Below are 16,169 nucleotides of genomic sequence, written 5' to 3' on the forward strand. Positions count from 1 at the left end.
ACGCACGGCCGCCGGGGGAGGCGGGCACCGGGGGAGGCCACCGGGGTGCGTGGCGGCACGGGCACGGTGAGGTGGTCGTGGGGGTCGACGGCTCCCGGGGCAGCGACATGGCGCTGGCGTGGGCGGCCGACGTCGCCCGGGAGGTCGGGCGCCCGCTGCGGCTGCTGCACGCACTCAACACCCCGCTGGCCAACATCCCGTTCGAACAGCCGATGCGGCCGCTGCCCACCCTGGAGACGGTCGGCCGAGCCGACGCGCTGCTGTCCGACGCGGTCGAGCGGCTCCGCGAGATCGCCCCGGACCTGGCCGTGCGCACCCAGGTCTCCGCCCTGTCCGCCCCTGAAGCGCTGCTCACCGCCTGCCGGCACGCGGAGCGCGTCGTCCTCGGATCGCGGGGGCTCGGCGCCGTCCGGTCGGTGCTGCTCGGTTCCGTGGGGGTGCGGGTGGCGGCGCAGGCCGAGTGCCCGGTCGTGGTGGTCCCGGCACCCCTCGGCTACCCCGGGCGCCAGTGGCGCCAGGTGGTGGTCGGCGTCGACGGGACGGAGCGGTCGGAGCCAGCCCTGGGCTTCGCGCTGCGGGAGGCGCGCTGGCACGGCGCGGAGCTGCTCGCGGTGTACGCGTGGGAGTCGCCGGGCTGGGACGACCCGCTCACGCTGCCCTCCGCCGGGTACGCGTTCGACCACGACACGTTCGTCGTGCGCACGCACGAGCGGGTCGCCCGCATGATCGACGTCGCCGGCGCCGAGGACACCGCCGCCCGCGTCGCGACCCGGATCGAGGTGCCCCAGGACCAGCCGGCCCACGCGCTGCTGGAGGCCGGGTCCCACGCCGACCTCATCGTGGTCGGTTCGCGGGGGCGCGGCGGCGTGCGCGGGCTGCTGCTCGGCTCGGTGGGCCAGACGGTGCTGCACCACGCCCGGGTCCCCGTCGCGGTGGTGCGCGGCGTCCCCGCGGCCGGGACCGAGGACAGCGGGGAGCCGGAGACGTGAGCGGCGGCCGCGCGGAGCGCGCCGGCGGCGTCCGCCGCCGGCCGGCGCCGGCACGCGCCGGGGCGGGCGGTGCGGTGCGCGACCTGATGAGCACGAGCGTGGTCGCGGTGTCGGTGGAGGCGGGGTTCACGGAGATCGCGGCCGTCCTGCGGCGCGAGGGCGTGAACGCGCTGCCGGTCGTCGACGCCGACCGGCGGGTCCTCGGGATGGTGTCCGCCGTTGACCTGGTGGTCAAGCTCGCCGACCCCGACCCCGAGGAGGGCGGCGTCTTCGAGGAGTACCGCTCCCGCGCCGAGCGGCGGAAGTGCCGCGCGGCGGTGGCCCGCGAGCTCATGACGTCCCCGGCGGTGACAACCGCGGCCGAGGCCAGCGCCCGCGACGCCGCCGAGCTCATGCGTCGGCACCGGGTGGGTCGGCTCCCCGTGGTGGACGCGGAGGACCGGCTGCTGGGGATCGTCAGCCGGCTGGACCTGCTGGCGGTCTACACCGTGCCCGACGCCGTGCTGCGCGACCGCGTGCGCCGCGAGCTGGCGGGCGGCGACTACCCGCCGTCCGGCGTCGAGGTCGCCGTGCACGGCGGCGAGGTCTTCCTGGACGGCCGCGTGCCGCGCCGCTCCGACATCCTCCGGCTGGCGCACGCCGTCCGGGCCGTCGAGGGCGTGGTCGGAGTGCGGTGCCGCCTCGACCACGACCACGACGACCTGGCGTTCCCGGCGCCGCCCGCCGAAGGGGACCTTGGTCCCTCATCCCGCGCCCGCGACTACGGCATCGTGGAGCCGAGGAGGGAGACACGCCGATGACCGTCGAACACCGCCCCTCGGGGGCGGCGGACGGCGCGGTGCGGCCGGCGGCCGCGGCGCCGCTGACCGTCGTCACCGTCCATGAGGCGGACGGCCGCCCCCTGGTCGTGGCCCGGGGCGAACTGGACGTCGCGACGGCGGACGCCCTCACCGAGGGGATCACGGCCGCGGTCGAGCGGAGCGGCGGCGAGGTGACGGTGGACCTGTCCGGCATCACGTTCTGCGACGCCGCCGGCCTCGGAGCGCTGGTCCGCGCCGCCAACCGGACGGAGCCCGTCGGCGCCCGCCTCATCCTGCGCGCCCCCACGGCCCGGTTGGCCCGGCTGCTGGACGTCACCGGACTGGCCCGCCGTTTCCCCGTCACACCGGCGCGCCGCGGCCGCCGCAGGTCCCCGCGCCGCGCCGGCAAGCCGACGTAACGCACGTGCCCGGGGCTGGGCTGCGGCCGATCCCGGCCGCCACCGCCCATCCGGCATCGTGCAAACGGGCCCCTCGCCCCGGTGGCCGGCACGGGCGTGTCCGCGTCCTCGCCGGCCAGCCGCCGACCCCGGCCGCCCCCGCCCGCCGCGGTGCCGGCCGAGCGCGGCGCGGGAGCAGAGGCCCCGACTCATCGCCGGCCGCCGGTCCGACCGGCCGGTTCGTGCCCCCGGAAGCCGAGGCGCCAGGGCGCCCGGGGCGGCCCGGCTCATGGCCGATGCGCAGCACCACGGGACAGCGGCGTCCGGGGAGCGGCGCCACTGGCCCCGGGCCTGCGGGCGCGGGCCTGGTCGTCCGGTTGGTCCGGGTTCCGGCCCGGGCGGACGGCGCTGGTCCGGACCGGGGTGGCCGCCGCTGGCCGGGCCGCTCAAGCGGGACCGCCGGTGCGGGGCCGACCGGGCCTGGACCCGCGACCTGCGGGGGCGCGCGGCGGTACGCGGACGGGGTACGTGGCGACCCGGGTGCGGTGAGCCGTCGACGTACTACTTGTTCGACACCCCGATCCAGGCGGCCTGCAAGGCTGTTGGCCTGGTCCAGCCCGGCGGTCGAGGAGGCATCGGCCGCCGCACCGTCACCGCCCACCGGTTCCGGCACACCGCCGGCACCCAGCTCGCCGAGCGCGGCGCCAAGCTCCACACGGTCATGAAGGTCCCCGGACACTCCAGCGTCTCGATGGCTCGTCTATGCGCAGATCAGTGACCAGGAAGTCCTTCGGGACTACAAGGCCGTCCTCGAACCCGGCGCCAGCATCGCCGGCCCCGCCGCCGAGGAGCTTGAGTCCGGTGCTCTGCCCGAAGCGGCTGTCGACTGGCTGAAGACGAACTTCTCCAAGACCGAACTTGGACTCGGCCACTGCCTGCGGCTGCCGGCCGAGGGCCCCTGCGAGTGCGACCTCTACCTGACCTGCGCGAAGTTCGTCACCACACCTGCCTACGCGCCGCGGCTACGCGCACGGCGCGAGGTCGAACCCGCCCTCGCCACCGACGCTGCCAACCACGGCTGGGCCCGCGAGGTCGAACGCCACCACTGCACGGCCAGTCGCATCGAGAAGCTGCTGACCGACCTCGGCCAGCCACTTGATGACCCGACCGAGACCCTGGAGAAGAAGCACCGCTGATCAGCGAGTCGGGAAGGAAGCCAGAGCAAGGTCCCATTGGTCAGCTGCGTGAAGCAACGCAGCCGTATTCATCCGCACCTCCACGACGTACTGGTAAATGTCCGCCCCGTCATCGCCCTGCTGCCACGGCGGTGCCGCCTCCAAGGACAGGTGCACGCGAATCGCCGCCTCACTGTCGCTTCGATCGGCGAGGCTAACGGCCAGGAGCGGCTCGACGAACCACGTGTCCGGGGACAACCAGCCTTCGGCGTCGGGTCCGGTCACAGCCACCGTCCCAGCGGCCACCGCGCGCAACCAAGCGGACACCTCACCGGCTTCACCGGTCAGCAGACACGGATCGGCAAAGGACCAGCTGCCCTCGGGAGTCGTCACCGTTCCACCGACGACTAGCCAGTTGTCGTCGTATGAGTCACCCCGAACCTCGGAGAACTGATACCGCAGCAGGCTGAGCTCGACACTGCTCGCGTGATCACTCAAGAGCACTTCCACAGGATGCCACGGGCCCTCCCGGCTCTGCGCAGCGCAGGCGATCACCTTCAATTGCGCACCCCGGGGCGGAACGGCGGTCCGGCCCGGGGTGTTCATGACGCGGTCGGAGCAGCCGCACCTGGTGTTTGCGCCGTCAGCCGTTTGCCGAGCTGCGCCGGGGCTAGCGGCCGTGGCGGGACGGGACAGGACGCCCACGGGCCGCGCCGCCCGGTAGCAGAGAGGGGTTTCGCCATGCGTGCAACCGTGAAGATCGCGACGATCGCCGCCGTGGCGTTCGGACTGCTCGGCCTCGGCGCGGGTACCGCGGCGGCAGACATGAACATGTTCGAACGCTGCCTGGACCGCGGCGGGTCCACGGAGACCTGTGCGGAGTGGTACCTGTCGTAGCCGGCGCTGCCGCGTCCCGGGGGCGCTTCCCCCGGGACACCGCCGCCGCGAGTCGCGCGGCTGGGCGGCACTCCGGCGCACTCTCCCGCCCGTGGCCGGCTGCAAGGGACAGAACTGGACCTTGATGGGGGTTCGCGGGGCCGCGTGTCCCATGGCGGAGGGCGGCGGGGAGGGATGTCAGCGGGACCTCTCCCGCTGTCCTTCGGACTGTCCCGCCTTCGGTGCGGCGAAGGGAAGCGGGGCCTTGGCGGCCGCTCGCTGGCGCTGGTCGGGCCGGCGTGGCCGCGGCCCGGGGTAGGTCGGGACGCGATCGCGGACCCCTGTGCCCGCGCTCGGCCCCTGGAGACGCCCGGTACCTGTCCCCGCGCCCGCCGCAGGGGTCCGGAAGCCGGGGCCCGTCCGGGGCAGGTGCCGGTCCGCTCGGCCCGCGGCAAGGAGCGGGAGCCGGCGGTGAGGCGTCACCGCCGGCTACGGCCAAGCAAACGAGGCGGTCATCCGGACGTCGTGGAACGGGCCGGGCCCGGAGGGCCGTGCCGTGCGCGCAACCGATGGACCGGCGGCCCGCATCCGGCAGCCGACCCCGGCACCGGACACCGTGATCCGGCAGCGGCCCTCTGGCAGTTCCCCGCCTCAGCGCCCGGTGACCCCCGGCAGCCACTGGCCAGCACACCGATCCCCATCGACGGTCTAGCCCGCGTCGCGGAGTGCCGCCGCTGCCGCCGGGGCCGGCGGGAGCTGGGGAAGCAGCACGGCCTGGTAGGCGTGGTAGACGTCCGGCTTGCCGGACCAGACGCTGGCGGACGGCCGGTTCTCCGGGTCGAGTTCGTGGTGCCAGCTGCCGGAGCGGCGGTCCAGCAGATGGCGTGCGGCGTAGTCCCACCAGGTGCGGTACCACTCCTCGAACCGTGCCTCGCCGGTGCGGCGGTGCAGGGCGGCCGCGGTGAGGATCGCCTCGGCCACCACCCAGTGCATGCGCGGCCGGACCACCGGGCGGTCGGACCAGTCCAGCGTGTAGACGAAGCCGTCGGCGCCGTCCGCCCGCCAGCCGTGCCGCACCGCGAGGTCGAACAGCGTTGTGGCGTCCGCCAGCAGCCACGCCGGGGCGTCGGCCGCGCCCGCCTCCAGGTGCAGCAGCAGCCGGGACCACTCCAGCCAGTGGCCGACGGTGGTCCCGTAGGGGCGGAACGGGTGGTCGGGCGCGTCGGCGTTGTAGTCGAGCAGCGGCCGCCACGACGTGTCGAAGTGCTCGACCAGCCGCCAGTTGTTGCCGGCGGCCGCCTGGTGGATGACGCGTTCGGCGATGGAGAGGGCCCGTTGCCGCCATGCCGGGTCGCCGGTGACGTCGCCGGCGGCGATGAACGCCTCCACCATGTGCATGTTGCTGTTGGCGCCGCGGTAGGGCTCCGGCTCGGTCCAGGTCCGGTCCCAGCTCTCCAGGCAGCGGCCCTCCCGCGGCTCCCAGAACCGCGTGCCGACGACGTCGAGCGCCTCCGCCAGCAGGTCGGCGGCGCCCGGACGGGCCGCGGCGGTCGCGCTCGCCGCGGCGAGGACCACGAAGGCGTGCTCGTAGCCGGCCTTCTCCGTGGCGGCGGGATCGGCCGAGGAGAACCAGCCGCCGTGCTCGTGGTCGCGCAGCGGGCCGCGCAGGGCGGCGAGGCCGTGGTCGGCGAGCGCGCCGGCGCCCGGCTCGCCGCGCAGGTGGGCCAGCGAGAACACGTGCGTCATCCGGGCGGTGATCCAGGTCTGGGTGGGGCGGTCGCGGTCCAGGCCGCCGTCCGCGGTCAGCCAGCCGAACCCGCCGCCGGGGTCGGCGGCGGCCGCGGCGAACGAGGTCAGCCTCCGCCCCTCCTCGTCCAGCCACGCGCGGTGGGTGTCGGAATCCAGCCAGGAACCGGCCACGGTCTCACTCCTCAGCAGGCGGTCACGCACGGACGGCCGCGCGGCGGCCGGGGCGGATCGCGCCGCGCCAGGCGGCGGGGCGGCGGCGCACCGGCCGAGGAGCGGCCACGCCGTACGCTAGGGGGCCCGCCGCCGGCCCGTCCAGCACGGCAGCTCGCGGGAGCGCCGCGCGGCCGTCCCGCCGCCGGCGTGCGCTTGCCGGCTGCGGCCGCCCCGCGCCCCGGCCGCCCACCGGGGTCCGGTGGTCCGCGGCTCCGTCACGCGGGCTTGCGGGCCTCGATCAGGAACCGCGCGGCGTGCGCCACGAAGGGGCCGTTCGCCCGGATGCGGTCGTGCAGGGCGCGCAGCTCGGTGCGGTAGGCGTCCACGGTGAAGCCGGGGACCAGCCAGACCACCTTGCGGAGCAGGTACACCGCGGCGCCCACGTCGCGGATCTCCGCCCGCAGCGACGCCGTACGCAGGTCGACGACCTCCAGCCCGGCGTCCTCGGCGGCCGCGCGGGCGGCCTCGGGGTCCCGGCGCCGCCGCACCTCGGGCGGCTGCGGGCCGAGGAACCACTCGACGAGTTCGAACATGCTGGCCGGTCCGACCTGCTGGGAGAGGTAGCTCCCGCCCGGCCGCAGGACCCGGGCGATCTCCGCCCACCAGGTGGTCACCGGGTGCCGGCTGACGACGAGGTCGAACGCGGCGTCGCCGAACGGCAGCGGCGGTTCGTCCTGGTCGGCGACGACCGCGACCCCGCGCGGGTGCAGCAGCCGGGTCGCGCGCGCGACGTTGGCCGGCCACCCCTCGGTGGCCACCGTCAGCGGCGGCAGCACCGGCACGCCGGCCAGCACCTCCCCGCCGCCGGTCTGCACGTCCAGGGCGGCCGAGGCGCGGGCCAGGCGCTCGCCCAGCATGCGCGAATAACCCCAGGAGGGGCGCTCCTCGGTGGCCCGCCCGTCCAGCCAGGAGAAGTCCCAGCCCTCGACGGGAGCGGCCGCCGCCTCGGCGAGGAGCCCTTCGAAGTCGTCCGGCGCCGTCGGTTGGGCGGGTCCTCCGCTCGCGTGTGGCATGCCGCCAGCCTGCCAGCCCCGCCGCCGGGCGGCCACCGGTTTTCCGGCTGGCCGGAGGGGGCTGCGTCACTGCGCCGGGGAGTCGCCCGCCGCCGCGGCCAGCACGCAGTCCAGTAGCCCCGGGAAGCGGGCGTCGAGGTCGTCGCGCCGCAGGTCGTTGAGGACGGCGGTGCCCCGGTAGTGCTGCCGGATGATGCCGGCCTCGCGTAGCACGCGGAAGTGGTGTGTGCAGGTGGACTTGCTGACCGGCAGACCGAAAGCGCCGCACGCCATGGGGGAGTCGGCCGCAGCCATCGTGCGCACCACGCGCAGCCGGACCGGGTCGGCGAGCGCGTGCAGCACGTCGGCCAGCGCGATCTCGCCGCGTCCGGGGTGGTCGAGCTGCCGCTCCCGTGCGGTCCGCGTGACCATGGGCGCTCCCTCCTCGGCCACGGCGGTGTGGCGCAGCCCATTCTACGATGCTCATCGTAGTATGACCATCGTCGTTGTACGATAGACGTCGAACTTCGGTGGACGGCGCCGAACGGCCCGAGCCGCGTCCGTCCGCCCCGTCTCCGAAGGAGTCATCGCATGGCGGCGCTCTTTGATCCGATCCGGCTGCGTTCGCTGGACATCCCCAACCGCGTGTGGGTCGCGCCCATGTGCACCTACAGTGCGGCGGCGGAGGGCCCCGACACCGGGGTGGCCACCGACTGGCACTTCGCCCACCTGGCCGCGCGCGCCTCGGGCGGCGCCGGGCTGGTCATGGTCGAGGCCACCGCCGTCTCGCCGGAGGGCCGCATCTCGCCCCACGACCTGGGCCTGTGGAACGAGCGGCAGCAGAACGCGCTGGCCCGCGTCGCGGGCTTCATCCGCGACCAGGGCGCCGTTCCCGCCATCCAGTTGGCGCACGCCGGGCGCAAGGCGTCGGTCGACGTGCCGTGGCGCGGGGGAGCCCCGGTGCCCGAGGCCGACGGCGGATGGACGCCGGTCGGCCCCAGCCCGGTGGCGTTCGACGAGGGGCACGCGGTACCGGCGGAGCTCACCCCGGAGGGCGTCCGGCGCGTCGTCGGCGACTTCGCGGCGGCCGCCGAGCGAGCCCTCGCCGCGGGCTTCGAGGTGGCGGAGGTGCACGGCGCCCACGGCTACCTCATCCACTCGTTCCTGTCCCCGGCCGCCAACCGGCGCGCCGACGCCTACGGCGGCACCCCGGAGAACCGGATGCGGCTGGCCCTGGAGGCCACCGACGCCGTCCGCGAGGTCTGGCCCGCCGACCTGCCGGTGTTCTTCCGGGTATCCGCCACCGACTGGCTGACCGAGAACCCCGACGACCCGCGGGACGGCTGGACCGGCGACGACACGCTGCGCCTGGCCAAGGAGCTGCAGGCGCGCGGGGTCGACCTGCTGGACGTGTCGTCGGGAGGCGTCGTGCCCGACGCCCGGATCCCCGCCGAGCCCGGCTACCAGGTGCCCTTCGCCGCCCGGGTCCGCGAGCAGACTGGTCTGGCCACGGGAGCGGTCGGCCTGGTGACCGATCCCCGGCAGGCCGAGGACATCGTCGCCTCCGGGCGCGCCGACGCCGTGCTGCTCGCCCGGGAGCTGCTGCGCGACCCCTACTGGCCGCACGAGGCCGCGCTGGAGCTCGGTGCACAGCCCCGGTGGCCGCGGCAGTACGGCTACGCCGTGGGTGCGGGGCGGCGCGCCATCAGCGCGCGGCGCTAGGCCGCGCGGCGCCGGACCCGCCCCGGGTCCGGCGCGCCGTCACGGGCCGCGCAGCCGCTCGGCCAGCGAGAGGGCGTGCTCCTCCGCGGCGGCGTGCGCGTGCGCCAGCGAGGTCTCGGCCGGCTCGCGGAGGTGGTGCATCGCGGGGTTGACCGCGGCCAGCGTCAGCTCCGGGGTGATGATCCGCAGGTCCAGTCCGATCGTCTGCGCGAACAGCTTCTCCAGGAACGGCACGACGAAGTCGTTGCGGTACTGCGGCGTCCCCGGCGCGTAGGAGCCGCCTCGGGGAGCGATGACGATCGCGGGGCGGCCGCTCAGCGGGCCCTCCAGCGGGTCGCCGGTCAGACTCGCGGTACGGCCGGCGACCAGGACCTGGTCCACCCACGCCTTGAAGGCCGAGGGCACCGACCAGTTGTACATCGGCACGCTGAACAGGTAGGCGTCGGCCGCCTCCAGTTCCCCGATGAGCAGGTCCTGCAGCTCCATCGCCTCCCGCTGCCGCGGGGTGTGCAGCTCGCGCGGGGTCGTGCGGGCCGTGACGCCGGCGTGGTCGATGTGCGGCAGCGGGTGGGCGGCGAGGTCCCGGTAGGTCACCCGCCCGTTCGGTTCGGCCTCCTGCCAGACGGCGCGGAACGAGGCGGCGACGTCGCGGGAGACCGATCCCTCGGCCAGCGAGCTCGAGTCGATGTGCAGCAGATGGGGCATGGGTCCTTCCCGGGGGTGGGGCGTGCGCGGACGCGGGGGCGCCGGCCGCTGCGGAGGGCGAGCGCCCGGCGGTGGGTCCGGGGTGGCCGGCGGTCGTCGGCCCGGCGGCGTAGCACCGGAGACGGAGCGCGCGGCCCCGGTAGCTGGTGATCGGTCGCGCTCGGTGGGCAGTATGCCACTCCCCGCAGGTGTGGGTTGATCTTGGTCGCGCGGACCCGGGGGGCGGCGGGGAGGTGCCGCGCTGCGGAGACGCCGGCCGGGCAGGGGGACGCGGGCGGCCCCGGCCGCGGAAGGACCCGATCGAGGATTCTTCGGGTTTCCGGCTGATCTCGGATGAATCGCCGGAATTCAGGGGGCGAGTTCGGTACCGTCGTGCCCGCGGACCGGTCTCCGGTTCCCCCTCTCCGGAGACGTCCGCGCGGCAGGGGCCGCGTCTCGTGGCGCGCGGGCGCCGGCGCCCTGCCCGAGTCCGGCCCCGGGCTTCCCCATGGTCATTCCGGGGCCGGACTCGGTCCGTCCGGCGGGCCGTGGTGCCGCCGGGAGCCTTCCCGCCGCCGGGCCCGGCCGGGCCTCGGGCCGCGCGGGTCGGTCAGTGCTCGTCCCAGTGGCCGGCGTGCGCCGCGTGGCGGTGGCCCTCGTGGACGTAGTCGACGTGGTCGCCGTGCGGGACGGCGACGTGCCCGCAGCCCTCGCCGTGCGTGTGCGGGTGCTGCTCGTGCACGGTGTGCGCGGCGTCCTCACACTCGTCCACGTGCCCGTCATGGGCCCGGTGCAGGTGGCCGTCGTGGACGTAGTCGACGTGGTCGCCGTGCGGGACGGCGACGTGCCCGCAGCCCTCGCCGTGCGTGTGCGGGTGTCCGGGATGCGTCTGGTGCGCGGACGTGGCTGACATAGAGCTGCCCCAAAGGTGGATGGTACGGACGCTGCCGCGGCGCCCCGCCCGGCGGTACGCGCCGCACACCTCGAACGCTAGGTGGCGGCGGGCGCGGCGGCAGCGGCGCGGAGCGGTACTTGGCGGGAATATCGCCGTCGCTTTGCACGGGGCCGGTGCCGGCGGCGGGGCCCCGGCACCGGCCGTCCGCGGGCCGGCGCTCAGCGCGCCTGCGACCTGATCCGCTTCGTGCGCACCCCGTCCGGGCCCACATGGTGGATGGTCGTGATGAAGCGCGTCCCGTCCGGGCCGGCCACCGCCTCGACCACGTGCAGCTCGGACCCGTGCGGTCCGGTGCGGGTGAAGGTGTGCCGGAAGGCCGATTCGGCCGCCGCCGCACCGGGCACGGCGCAGGCGAGCACCGGAGCGGTCAGCGTGGCGCAGACGGCGCGGCGCAGGACCGCGGTCGCCATCGACGGCATAGGCGTGTTCCTTTCGCTGGTTTCGGAGGCGCACACCCGCCGCCGATCGAAGGGCCGGCGAGCGCCCTCCCATGCTCGGGTGGTTTGTCCCAAATTGGAACACTCTGTAGCCATCAGATGGCTAAAGGTGATGGCGAAAGAGGTAAATAGCGACTTGGTGGGCAACTCCGCGTGCAACGCGGTGCGCGGCCGGCCGCCGCCCGATCCGCCGGGCGGCGGCCCCGGAGCGGGCGGCTCTCCGCCATCGGCGGATAGCGGTGGTTCGCGAGAACTGCGGCGAAACAAGGTATGTGTTCGGCAATGGCAGTGCGTGTCCTGTCAATTCTCGACTGTCATGGAATTACGCTCCGTGACGTCGAACCAGTGATCGAGACCTGCCGAGCACGCCCTTCGCGCGGTCACGTTTGAGAGTCGCTGCGCTTGGTAGTTGAGCCGGCATGATCAAGGGCCGCGCGCCGAGGAGGCCGCCGCGACCGCCATGAGAAAACGGGGGGCCCTGTCCATGCGATTTCTCGGTGTCAACGCCGTGTTCCACGACCCCGCCGCCGCCCTCGTGGTCGACGGGGAGATCGTCGCGGCCGCCGAGGAGGAGAGATTCAGCAGACGCAAGCACGGCAAGGAGCCCGTGCCGTTCTCCGCGTGGGAACTGCCCGAGCAGGCGATGCGCTGGTGCCTGCGCTTCGCCGGGATCACCCCCGAGGAGCTCGACGGCGTCGCCTACTCCTATGACCCCTCCCTCGTACACCCCGGGCAGCAGGGCCTGGACCCGTCCTGGGAGCGGCTGCGCACCCTCTACGCCGAGCGCGCGCCCCGCTTCCTGGCCAGTGCGCTGCCCGGGCTCGACCCGGCGCGCGTGCGGCACATCCCCCACCACGTCGCCCACGCGGCCTCCGCCGGACTCGCCGCCCCCACCCGCGGCGGACGGGCCGACTGCGCGGTCTTCGTCGCCGACGGCCGCGGTGAGGCCGCCTCCCACCTGGCCGGCGTCTACCGCGACGGCGAGCTGACCGTCCTCGCCCGCCAGAGCCTGCCCGACTCCCTCGGCCTGATGTACGAGGACCTCACCCAGCACCTGGGCTTCCGCCGCTCCAGCGACGAGTACAAGGTGATGGCCCTCGCCTCCTACGGGACCCCCCGGTTCGAACCGGAACTGCGGCGCCTCGTCCACCACACCGGAGACGGCCGCGTGCGGGTGGGCCCGATCGACTGGGACTCCCTCGTCAAACGCCGCCGCTCCGGGGACGAGTGCACCGCCGACCACGCCGACCTCGCCGCCAGCGTGCAGCGCCGCCTGGAGGACGTCCTCGTGGAGCTCACCCGGTGGCTGCGCTGGGAGAGCGGCCAACCTCGGCTCGCCATGGCGGGCGGGGTGGCGCTGAACTGCGTCGCCAACACGCGTATCGCCGCCGAGAGCGGCTTCGACGACGTCTGGGTGCAGCCCGCGGCCGGTGACGCCGGCACCGCGCTCGGCGGTGCCCTCCACCTCGCCCAGCAGGCCGGCGACCGCATCATCCCCATGGACGGCGCCGACCTCGGCCGCGGGTGGAGCGACGACGAACTCGCCGCCGCCCTCGACACCGCCGCACTGCCCTACGAGCAGCCCGACGACCTCGCCGAGACCGTCGCCGCCGCGCTGGCCCGCAACGAGCTCGTCGCCTGGTTCCAGGGCCGCTCGGAGTACGGCCCCCGCGCGCTCGGCCGCCGCTCGCTGCTCGCCAACCCGACCGACTCCGCCAACCTGGAGCGGCTCAACGACGTCAAGGGACGCGAGCAGTTCCGGCCCGTCGCGCCGATCGTGCTCGCGGAACGGGCTGCCGAGGTCTTCTCGCGCGGCCCGCTGCCCAGTCCGTACATGCTGTTCGTGCACGACGTCGCCCCGCAGTGGCGCGAGCGGATACCGGCGGTCGTGCACGCCGACGGCACGGCGCGCGTGCAGACCGTGGCGGTCGCCGGCGACCCGCTGCTCGCCCGGCTGCTCTACCGGTTCGAGGCGCAGACCGGGGTCCCGGTGCTGGTCAACACCAGCCTCAACACCGCCGGCCGGCCCATGGTGGACGACCCGCGCGACGCTCTGGAGTGCTTCGGCTCCGCGCCCATCGACCTGCTCGCGCTCGGCCCGTTCGTCGTGCGCCGCCGCGACGTCCACGGGAGGCGCTAGGCCGTGCCGCTCACATCCTTCGACGCCGACGCCGACGCCGCGGAGCCACCCGCGCGCGCGGGCGGCGTCCGCTACGCCGTGGTCGTCCCCACCGTGGGGCGGCCGCAACTGCGGGCGACGGTGCAGCCGCTCCTGGCGGGGGGCGAGGACGCCCCCGAGGAGGTCGTCGTGGTCGACGACCGCCCCCGCGGCGGCCCGCCGCTGCCGCTCGCCGGACTGCCCGGAGTCCGGGTGCTCCACTCCGGGGGGCGCGGCCCGGCGGCGGCCCGCGACCTCGGATGGCGCGCCACCGAAGCCGACTGGATCGTGTTCCTCGACGACGACGTGCGCCCCGGACCCGACTGGACCGGGCAGCTGGTCGCCGACCTGGCCGGCCTGCCGTTCTACACCGCCGGCAGCCAGGGCCGCCTGCACGTCCCGCCTCCGGCCGGCCGCCGGCCGACCGACGCCGAACGCGGCACGCTCGCCCTGGCCGGCGCCGCCTGGATCACCGCCGACATGGCCTACCGCCGGTCCGTCCTGGCCGAGGTGGGCGGCTTCGACCCGCGCTTCACCCGCGCCTACCGCGAGGACACCGACCTCGCGCTGCGCGTGCTCAACGCCGGCTACCAGCTGGTGCGCGGCCGGCGGCAGAGCACCCACCCGCCGGTGAGCGCCGGCTTCTGGTACAGCGTCGGCCGGCAGCGCGGCAACGCCGACGACGCCCTGATGCGCCGCCTGCACGGCGCGCACTGGCGCGAGCGCGTCGGTGAACCGCGCGGCCGGCTGCCCTGGCACGTGCTGACCAGCGGCGTCCTGACCGCGGCCACCGCGGCCGGGGCGCTGTCCCGGCGGAGCCCCGCGGCCCGCCGGGCGGCGGCGCCGCTCGCCGCGGCCTGGCTCGCGCTGACCGCCGACTTCGCGCGCCGCCGGATCGCCCCGGGCCCCCGCACGCCCGCCGAGGCTGCCGCCATGGCGGCCACGAGCGCCCTCATCCCGCCGGTGGCCTGCGTGCACCGGCTCGCCGGCGAGGTGCGGCACCGCCGGGCCCGCCCGCACCGGCCGCCGGCCGTCCGGGCGATCCTGTTCGACCGCGACGGCACGCTCGTCCGCGACGTCCCCTACAACGGCGACCCCGACCGGGTCCGGCCCACTCGCTCCGCCCGCGCCGCGCTGGAGCGCGCCCGCCGGGCGGGGGTGCGCGTCGGCGTCGTGAGCAACCAGTCGGGGATCGCGCGCGGGCTGCTGACACGCGCGGAGCTGGCCGAGGTCAACGCCCGGGTCGAGGAGCTGCTCGGCCCCTTCGACACCTGGCAGGTGTGCGTGCACGCGGCCGATGACGGCTGCCGGTGCCGCAAGCCCGCCCCCGGCCTGGTCGAGGCGGCCGCGGCCGAACTCGGAGTGCGGCCGGCCGACTGCGTCGTCATCGGCGACATCGGGTCCGACCTCGAGGCGGCCCGCGCCGCGGGCGCCCGCGGCATCCTCGTCCCCAACCCGGCCACCCGGCCCGAGGAGGTCGAGCTCGCCCCGGAGATGGCGCGCACGGTCGCCGACGCGGTGGGGCTGGCCCTCACGCCTGCGGAGGACCCGGACGCCCTGCCAGTGCCCGCCCGCCGCACCTGGACCAGCCGCCTCCGGCCCGCGCCACCGGTACGCCGGGTGCTGGCCGCGCTGGGCGGCGCCCCCGTTCCTGGACGGCACCCGCTCAGGCGCTCGGCCCGCGCCGCCGCCGCACGCCTGCCGCGCGCGCTGCGCGGCCTCGCCGGCCGGGTCCGCGGCGCCGCCGCACCGGCCGCCGCCTTCCCACCGCAAGCCCGCGGCGCACGGCGCCGAACCCGCCGGCTCTTCGCGGCCGTCACACTGGTGACGGCCGCGGTGCCGCTGTCCGCCTGCTCACCCCGCCCACTCGCGATGCCGCGGGCCACGGGCGACCGGGGACCGGCGCTGCTCGGCGGGTGCGTGCCCCGCGGACTAAAGCCCGGCGCCCGGACGGAGGGCGCCCTCTGATGGCCCCGATCGAGGAGACCATGGCCGGCCGGCCGCCGGGGGGCACCGTCCTCGTCGCACGGCTGGACAGCGTCGGCGACGTGCTGCTCGCCGGCCCGGCCGTGCGCGCCGCCGCCGCGGGCGCCGACCGCGTGGTGCTGCTCGCCGGGCCGCGCGGACGGGGCGCGGCGGAGCTGCTGCCCGGCGTGGACCGGGTGCTGGCATGGTGCGCCCCGTGGATCGACCCGGAGCCACCGCCCGCCACCGAGGCCGCGGTGGCCGCACTGCGCGCCGCCGTCGCGGCCGAGGCGCCCCGGTCGGCGCTCGTCCTGACCTCCTACCACCAGTCCGCGCTCCCGCTCGCCCTCGTGCTCCGCATGGCCGGCGTACCGTGGATCGGCGCCGTGAGCGAGGACTACCCCGGCAGCCTGCTCGACCTGCGGCACCGGCGCCGGACCGACCTTCCCGAGCCCGAGAGCATGCTCGGCCTCGCGCAGGCAGCGGGCTTCCGGCTGCCGCCCGGCGACGACGGCCGGCTCGCCGTGCGCGGACCGCTGCCCGACACCACCGGGCTGACCGGCCCCGGTGGCTACGTGGTCGTCCACCCCGGAGCGTCGGTGCCGAGCCGCGCCGTCCCGGCCTGGCTCGCCGCCGACACCGTCGCCAAGCTCGCCGCGGAAGGCCACCGCGTCGTCGTCACCGGCCGGCCGGCGGACCGTGACCTGACCGCGGCGGTCGCCGGCGGCTCGGCGGTCGACCTCGCCGGCCGGACCGACCTGGCGGCGCTGGCCTCCGTGCTGCGCGGCGCCGCCGTCGTGGTGTCCGGCAACACCGGCCCCGCGCACCTCGCCGCCGCGGTCGGCACCCCCGTCGTCTCGCTGTTCTCCCCGGTGGTGCCGGCCCGCAACTGGGCGCCCTACCGGACGCCGCACCGGCTGCTCGGCGACCAGCAGGCGCCGTGCCGCGCCACGCGGGCCCGGGTCTGCCCCGTCCCCGGGCACCCCTGCCTGAACTCGCTCGGCGCCGACGACGTCGTCGCCGCCGTCCACGACCTGATCGAGGAGGCGGTATGAC

At 76.0% G+C, this 16,169-nt stretch carries 16 protein-coding genes; 9 read left to right on the forward strand and 7 right to left on the reverse strand.

Features of this window, described 5'->3' with window-relative positions; genetic code table 11:
• The 4 genes from DEF28_RS20500 to DEF28_RS28135 all read left to right on the forward strand — a co-directional run.
• The coding region (locus tag DEF28_RS20500) for a universal stress protein (protein ID WP_309485849.1) at window positions 1–989 on the forward strand (989 nt) is incomplete at its 5' end.
• Window positions 986–1,789, forward strand: coding sequence for a CBS domain-containing protein (locus DEF28_RS20505; RefSeq protein WP_233515432.1), 804 nt, complete (start codon window positions 986–988; stop codon window positions 1,787–1,789). The genes DEF28_RS20500 and DEF28_RS20505, both read left to right, overlap by 4 nt.
• Complete coding sequence (locus tag DEF28_RS20510) at window positions 1,786–2,208, forward strand: STAS domain-containing protein (protein WP_114400230.1); 423 nt, start codon at window positions 1,786–1,788, stop codon at window positions 2,206–2,208. Before DEF28_RS20505 ends, DEF28_RS20510 begins: the two co-directional genes overlap by 4 nt.
• Window positions 2,209–2,752: 544 nt before the next feature.
• Window positions 2,753–2,965 (forward strand): site-specific integrase, encoded by a 213-nt coding sequence (locus DEF28_RS28135; RefSeq protein ID WP_199493418.1) that lies wholly within the window; start codon window positions 2,753–2,755, stop codon window positions 2,963–2,965.
• Between the two features lie 418 nt (window positions 2,966–3,383).
• On the opposite strand, the gene DEF28_RS20520 is transcribed toward DEF28_RS28135, so the two are convergent.
• Window positions 3,384–3,917: a WapI family immunity protein gene (locus DEF28_RS20520; protein ID WP_449405546.1), complete on the reverse strand. Its 534-nt coding sequence runs from the start codon at window positions 3,915–3,917 to the stop codon at window positions 3,384–3,386.
• A gap of 186 nt (window positions 3,918–4,103) precedes the next feature.
• On the opposite strand from DEF28_RS20520, the gene DEF28_RS27650 reads away from it, so the two are divergent.
• Window positions 4,104–4,259, forward strand: coding sequence for a hypothetical protein (locus DEF28_RS27650; RefSeq protein ID WP_158562887.1), 156 nt, complete (start codon window positions 4,104–4,106; stop codon window positions 4,257–4,259).
• A gap of 687 nt (window positions 4,260–4,946) precedes the next feature.
• Here DEF28_RS27650 and DEF28_RS20525 read toward each other — a convergent pair.
• The 3 genes from DEF28_RS20525 to DEF28_RS20535 all read right to left on the reverse strand — a co-directional run bounded on the left by DEF28_RS20525 (window position 4,947) and on the right by DEF28_RS20535 (window position 7,624).
• Window positions 4,947–6,158 (reverse strand): AGE family epimerase/isomerase, encoded by a 1,212-nt coding sequence (locus DEF28_RS20525; protein WP_199493422.1) that lies wholly within the window; start codon window positions 6,156–6,158, stop codon window positions 4,947–4,949.
• A 257-nt stretch (window positions 6,159–6,415) separates the two neighbouring features.
• Window positions 6,416–7,213: a class I SAM-dependent methyltransferase gene (locus tag DEF28_RS20530; protein WP_114400238.1), complete on the reverse strand. Its 798-nt coding sequence runs from the start codon at window positions 7,211–7,213 to the stop codon at window positions 6,416–6,418.
• A gap of 66 nt (window positions 7,214–7,279) precedes the next feature.
• On the reverse strand, window positions 7,280–7,624 hold the full coding sequence (locus DEF28_RS20535) for an ArsR/SmtB family transcription factor (protein WP_114400232.1): 345 nt from the start codon (window positions 7,622–7,624) through the stop codon (window positions 7,280–7,282).
• Window positions 7,625–7,783: 159 nt separating this feature from the next.
• Here DEF28_RS20535 and DEF28_RS20540 point away from each other — a divergent pair, with 159 nt between their 5' ends.
• The gene (locus DEF28_RS20540; protein WP_114400233.1) at window positions 7,784–8,914 is read left to right on the forward strand and encodes an NADH:flavin oxidoreductase/NADH oxidase; all 1,131 of its coding nucleotides are present in this window, start codon (window positions 7,784–7,786) and stop codon (window positions 8,912–8,914) included.
• 39 nt (window positions 8,915–8,953) lie between these two features.
• Here DEF28_RS20540 and DEF28_RS20545 read toward each other — a convergent pair whose 3' ends face one another.
• From DEF28_RS20545 to DEF28_RS20555, 3 genes are all read right to left on the reverse strand, one after another.
• Complete coding sequence (locus DEF28_RS20545) at window positions 8,954–9,619, reverse strand: FMN-dependent NADH-azoreductase (protein WP_114433441.1); 666 nt, start codon at window positions 9,617–9,619, stop codon at window positions 8,954–8,956.
• Window positions 9,620–10,208: 589 nt separating this feature from the next.
• Window positions 10,209–10,511, reverse strand: coding sequence for a hypothetical protein (locus DEF28_RS20550; protein WP_114400541.1), 303 nt, complete (start codon window positions 10,509–10,511; stop codon window positions 10,209–10,211).
• 200 nt (window positions 10,512–10,711) lie between these two features.
• Window positions 10,712–10,972: a hypothetical protein gene (locus DEF28_RS20555; RefSeq protein WP_114400542.1), complete on the reverse strand. Its 261-nt coding sequence runs from the start codon at window positions 10,970–10,972 to the stop codon at window positions 10,712–10,714.
• A 502-nt stretch (window positions 10,973–11,474) separates the two neighbouring features.
• Here DEF28_RS20555 and DEF28_RS20560 point away from each other — a divergent pair.
• The 3 genes from DEF28_RS20560 to DEF28_RS20570 are packed head-to-tail and all read left to right on the forward strand — an operon-like array spanning window position 11,475 to window position 16,168.
• The gene (locus DEF28_RS20560; protein WP_114400543.1) at window positions 11,475–13,130 is read left to right on the forward strand and encodes a carbamoyltransferase family protein; all 1,656 of its coding nucleotides are present in this window, start codon (window positions 11,475–11,477) and stop codon (window positions 13,128–13,130) included.
• A gap of 3 nt (window positions 13,131–13,133) precedes the next feature.
• Window positions 13,134–15,116: an HAD-IIIA family hydrolase gene (locus DEF28_RS20565; RefSeq protein WP_114400544.1), complete on the forward strand. Its 1,983-nt coding sequence runs from the start codon at window positions 13,134–13,136 to the stop codon at window positions 15,114–15,116.
• Complete coding sequence (locus tag DEF28_RS20570; RefSeq protein ID WP_114446198.1) at window positions 15,116–16,168, forward strand: glycosyltransferase family 9 protein; 1,053 nt, start codon at window positions 15,116–15,118, stop codon at window positions 16,166–16,168. The genes DEF28_RS20565 and DEF28_RS20570 overlap by 1 nt, the downstream gene beginning before the upstream one ends.
• Window position 16,169 lies beyond the last annotated feature (1 nt).

It is taken from the genome of Marinitenerispora sediminis (assembly GCF_003336425.1).
GTDB lineage: Bacteria > Actinomycetota > Actinomycetes > Streptosporangiales > Streptosporangiaceae > Marinitenerispora > Marinitenerispora sediminis.

Coding starts and splice junctions, on each gene's coding strand:
- DEF28_RS20510 (WP_114400230.1), top strand. CDS start 1,786: ATGACCGTCGAACACCGCCCCTCGGGGGCGGCGGACGGCGCGGTGCGG.
- DEF28_RS27650 (WP_158562887.1), top strand. CDS start 4,104: ATGCGTGCAACCGTGAAGATCGCGACGATCGCCGCCGTGGCGTTCGGA.
- DEF28_RS20530 (WP_114400238.1), bottom strand. CDS start 7,213: ATGCCACACGCGAGCGGAGGACCCGCCCAACCGACGGCGCCGGACGAC.
- DEF28_RS20535 (WP_114400232.1), bottom strand. CDS start 7,624: ATGGTCACGCGGACCGCACGGGAGCGGCAGCTCGACCACCCCGGACGC.
- DEF28_RS20540 (WP_114400233.1), top strand. CDS start 7,784: ATGGCGGCGCTCTTTGATCCGATCCGGCTGCGTTCGCTGGACATCCCC.
- DEF28_RS20545 (WP_114433441.1), bottom strand. CDS start 9,619: ATGCCCCATCTGCTGCACATCGACTCGAGCTCGCTGGCCGAGGGATCG.
- DEF28_RS20550 (WP_114400541.1), bottom strand. CDS start 10,511: ATGTCAGCCACGTCCGCGCACCAGACGCATCCCGGACACCCGCACACG.
- DEF28_RS20555 (WP_114400542.1), bottom strand. CDS start 10,972: ATGCCGTCGATGGCGACCGCGGTCCTGCGCCGCGCCGTCTGCGCCACG.
- DEF28_RS20560 (WP_114400543.1), top strand. CDS start 11,475: ATGCGATTTCTCGGTGTCAACGCCGTGTTCCACGACCCCGCCGCCGCC.
- DEF28_RS20570 (WP_114446198.1), top strand. CDS start 15,116: ATGGCCCCGATCGAGGAGACCATGGCCGGCCGGCCGCCGGGGGGCACC.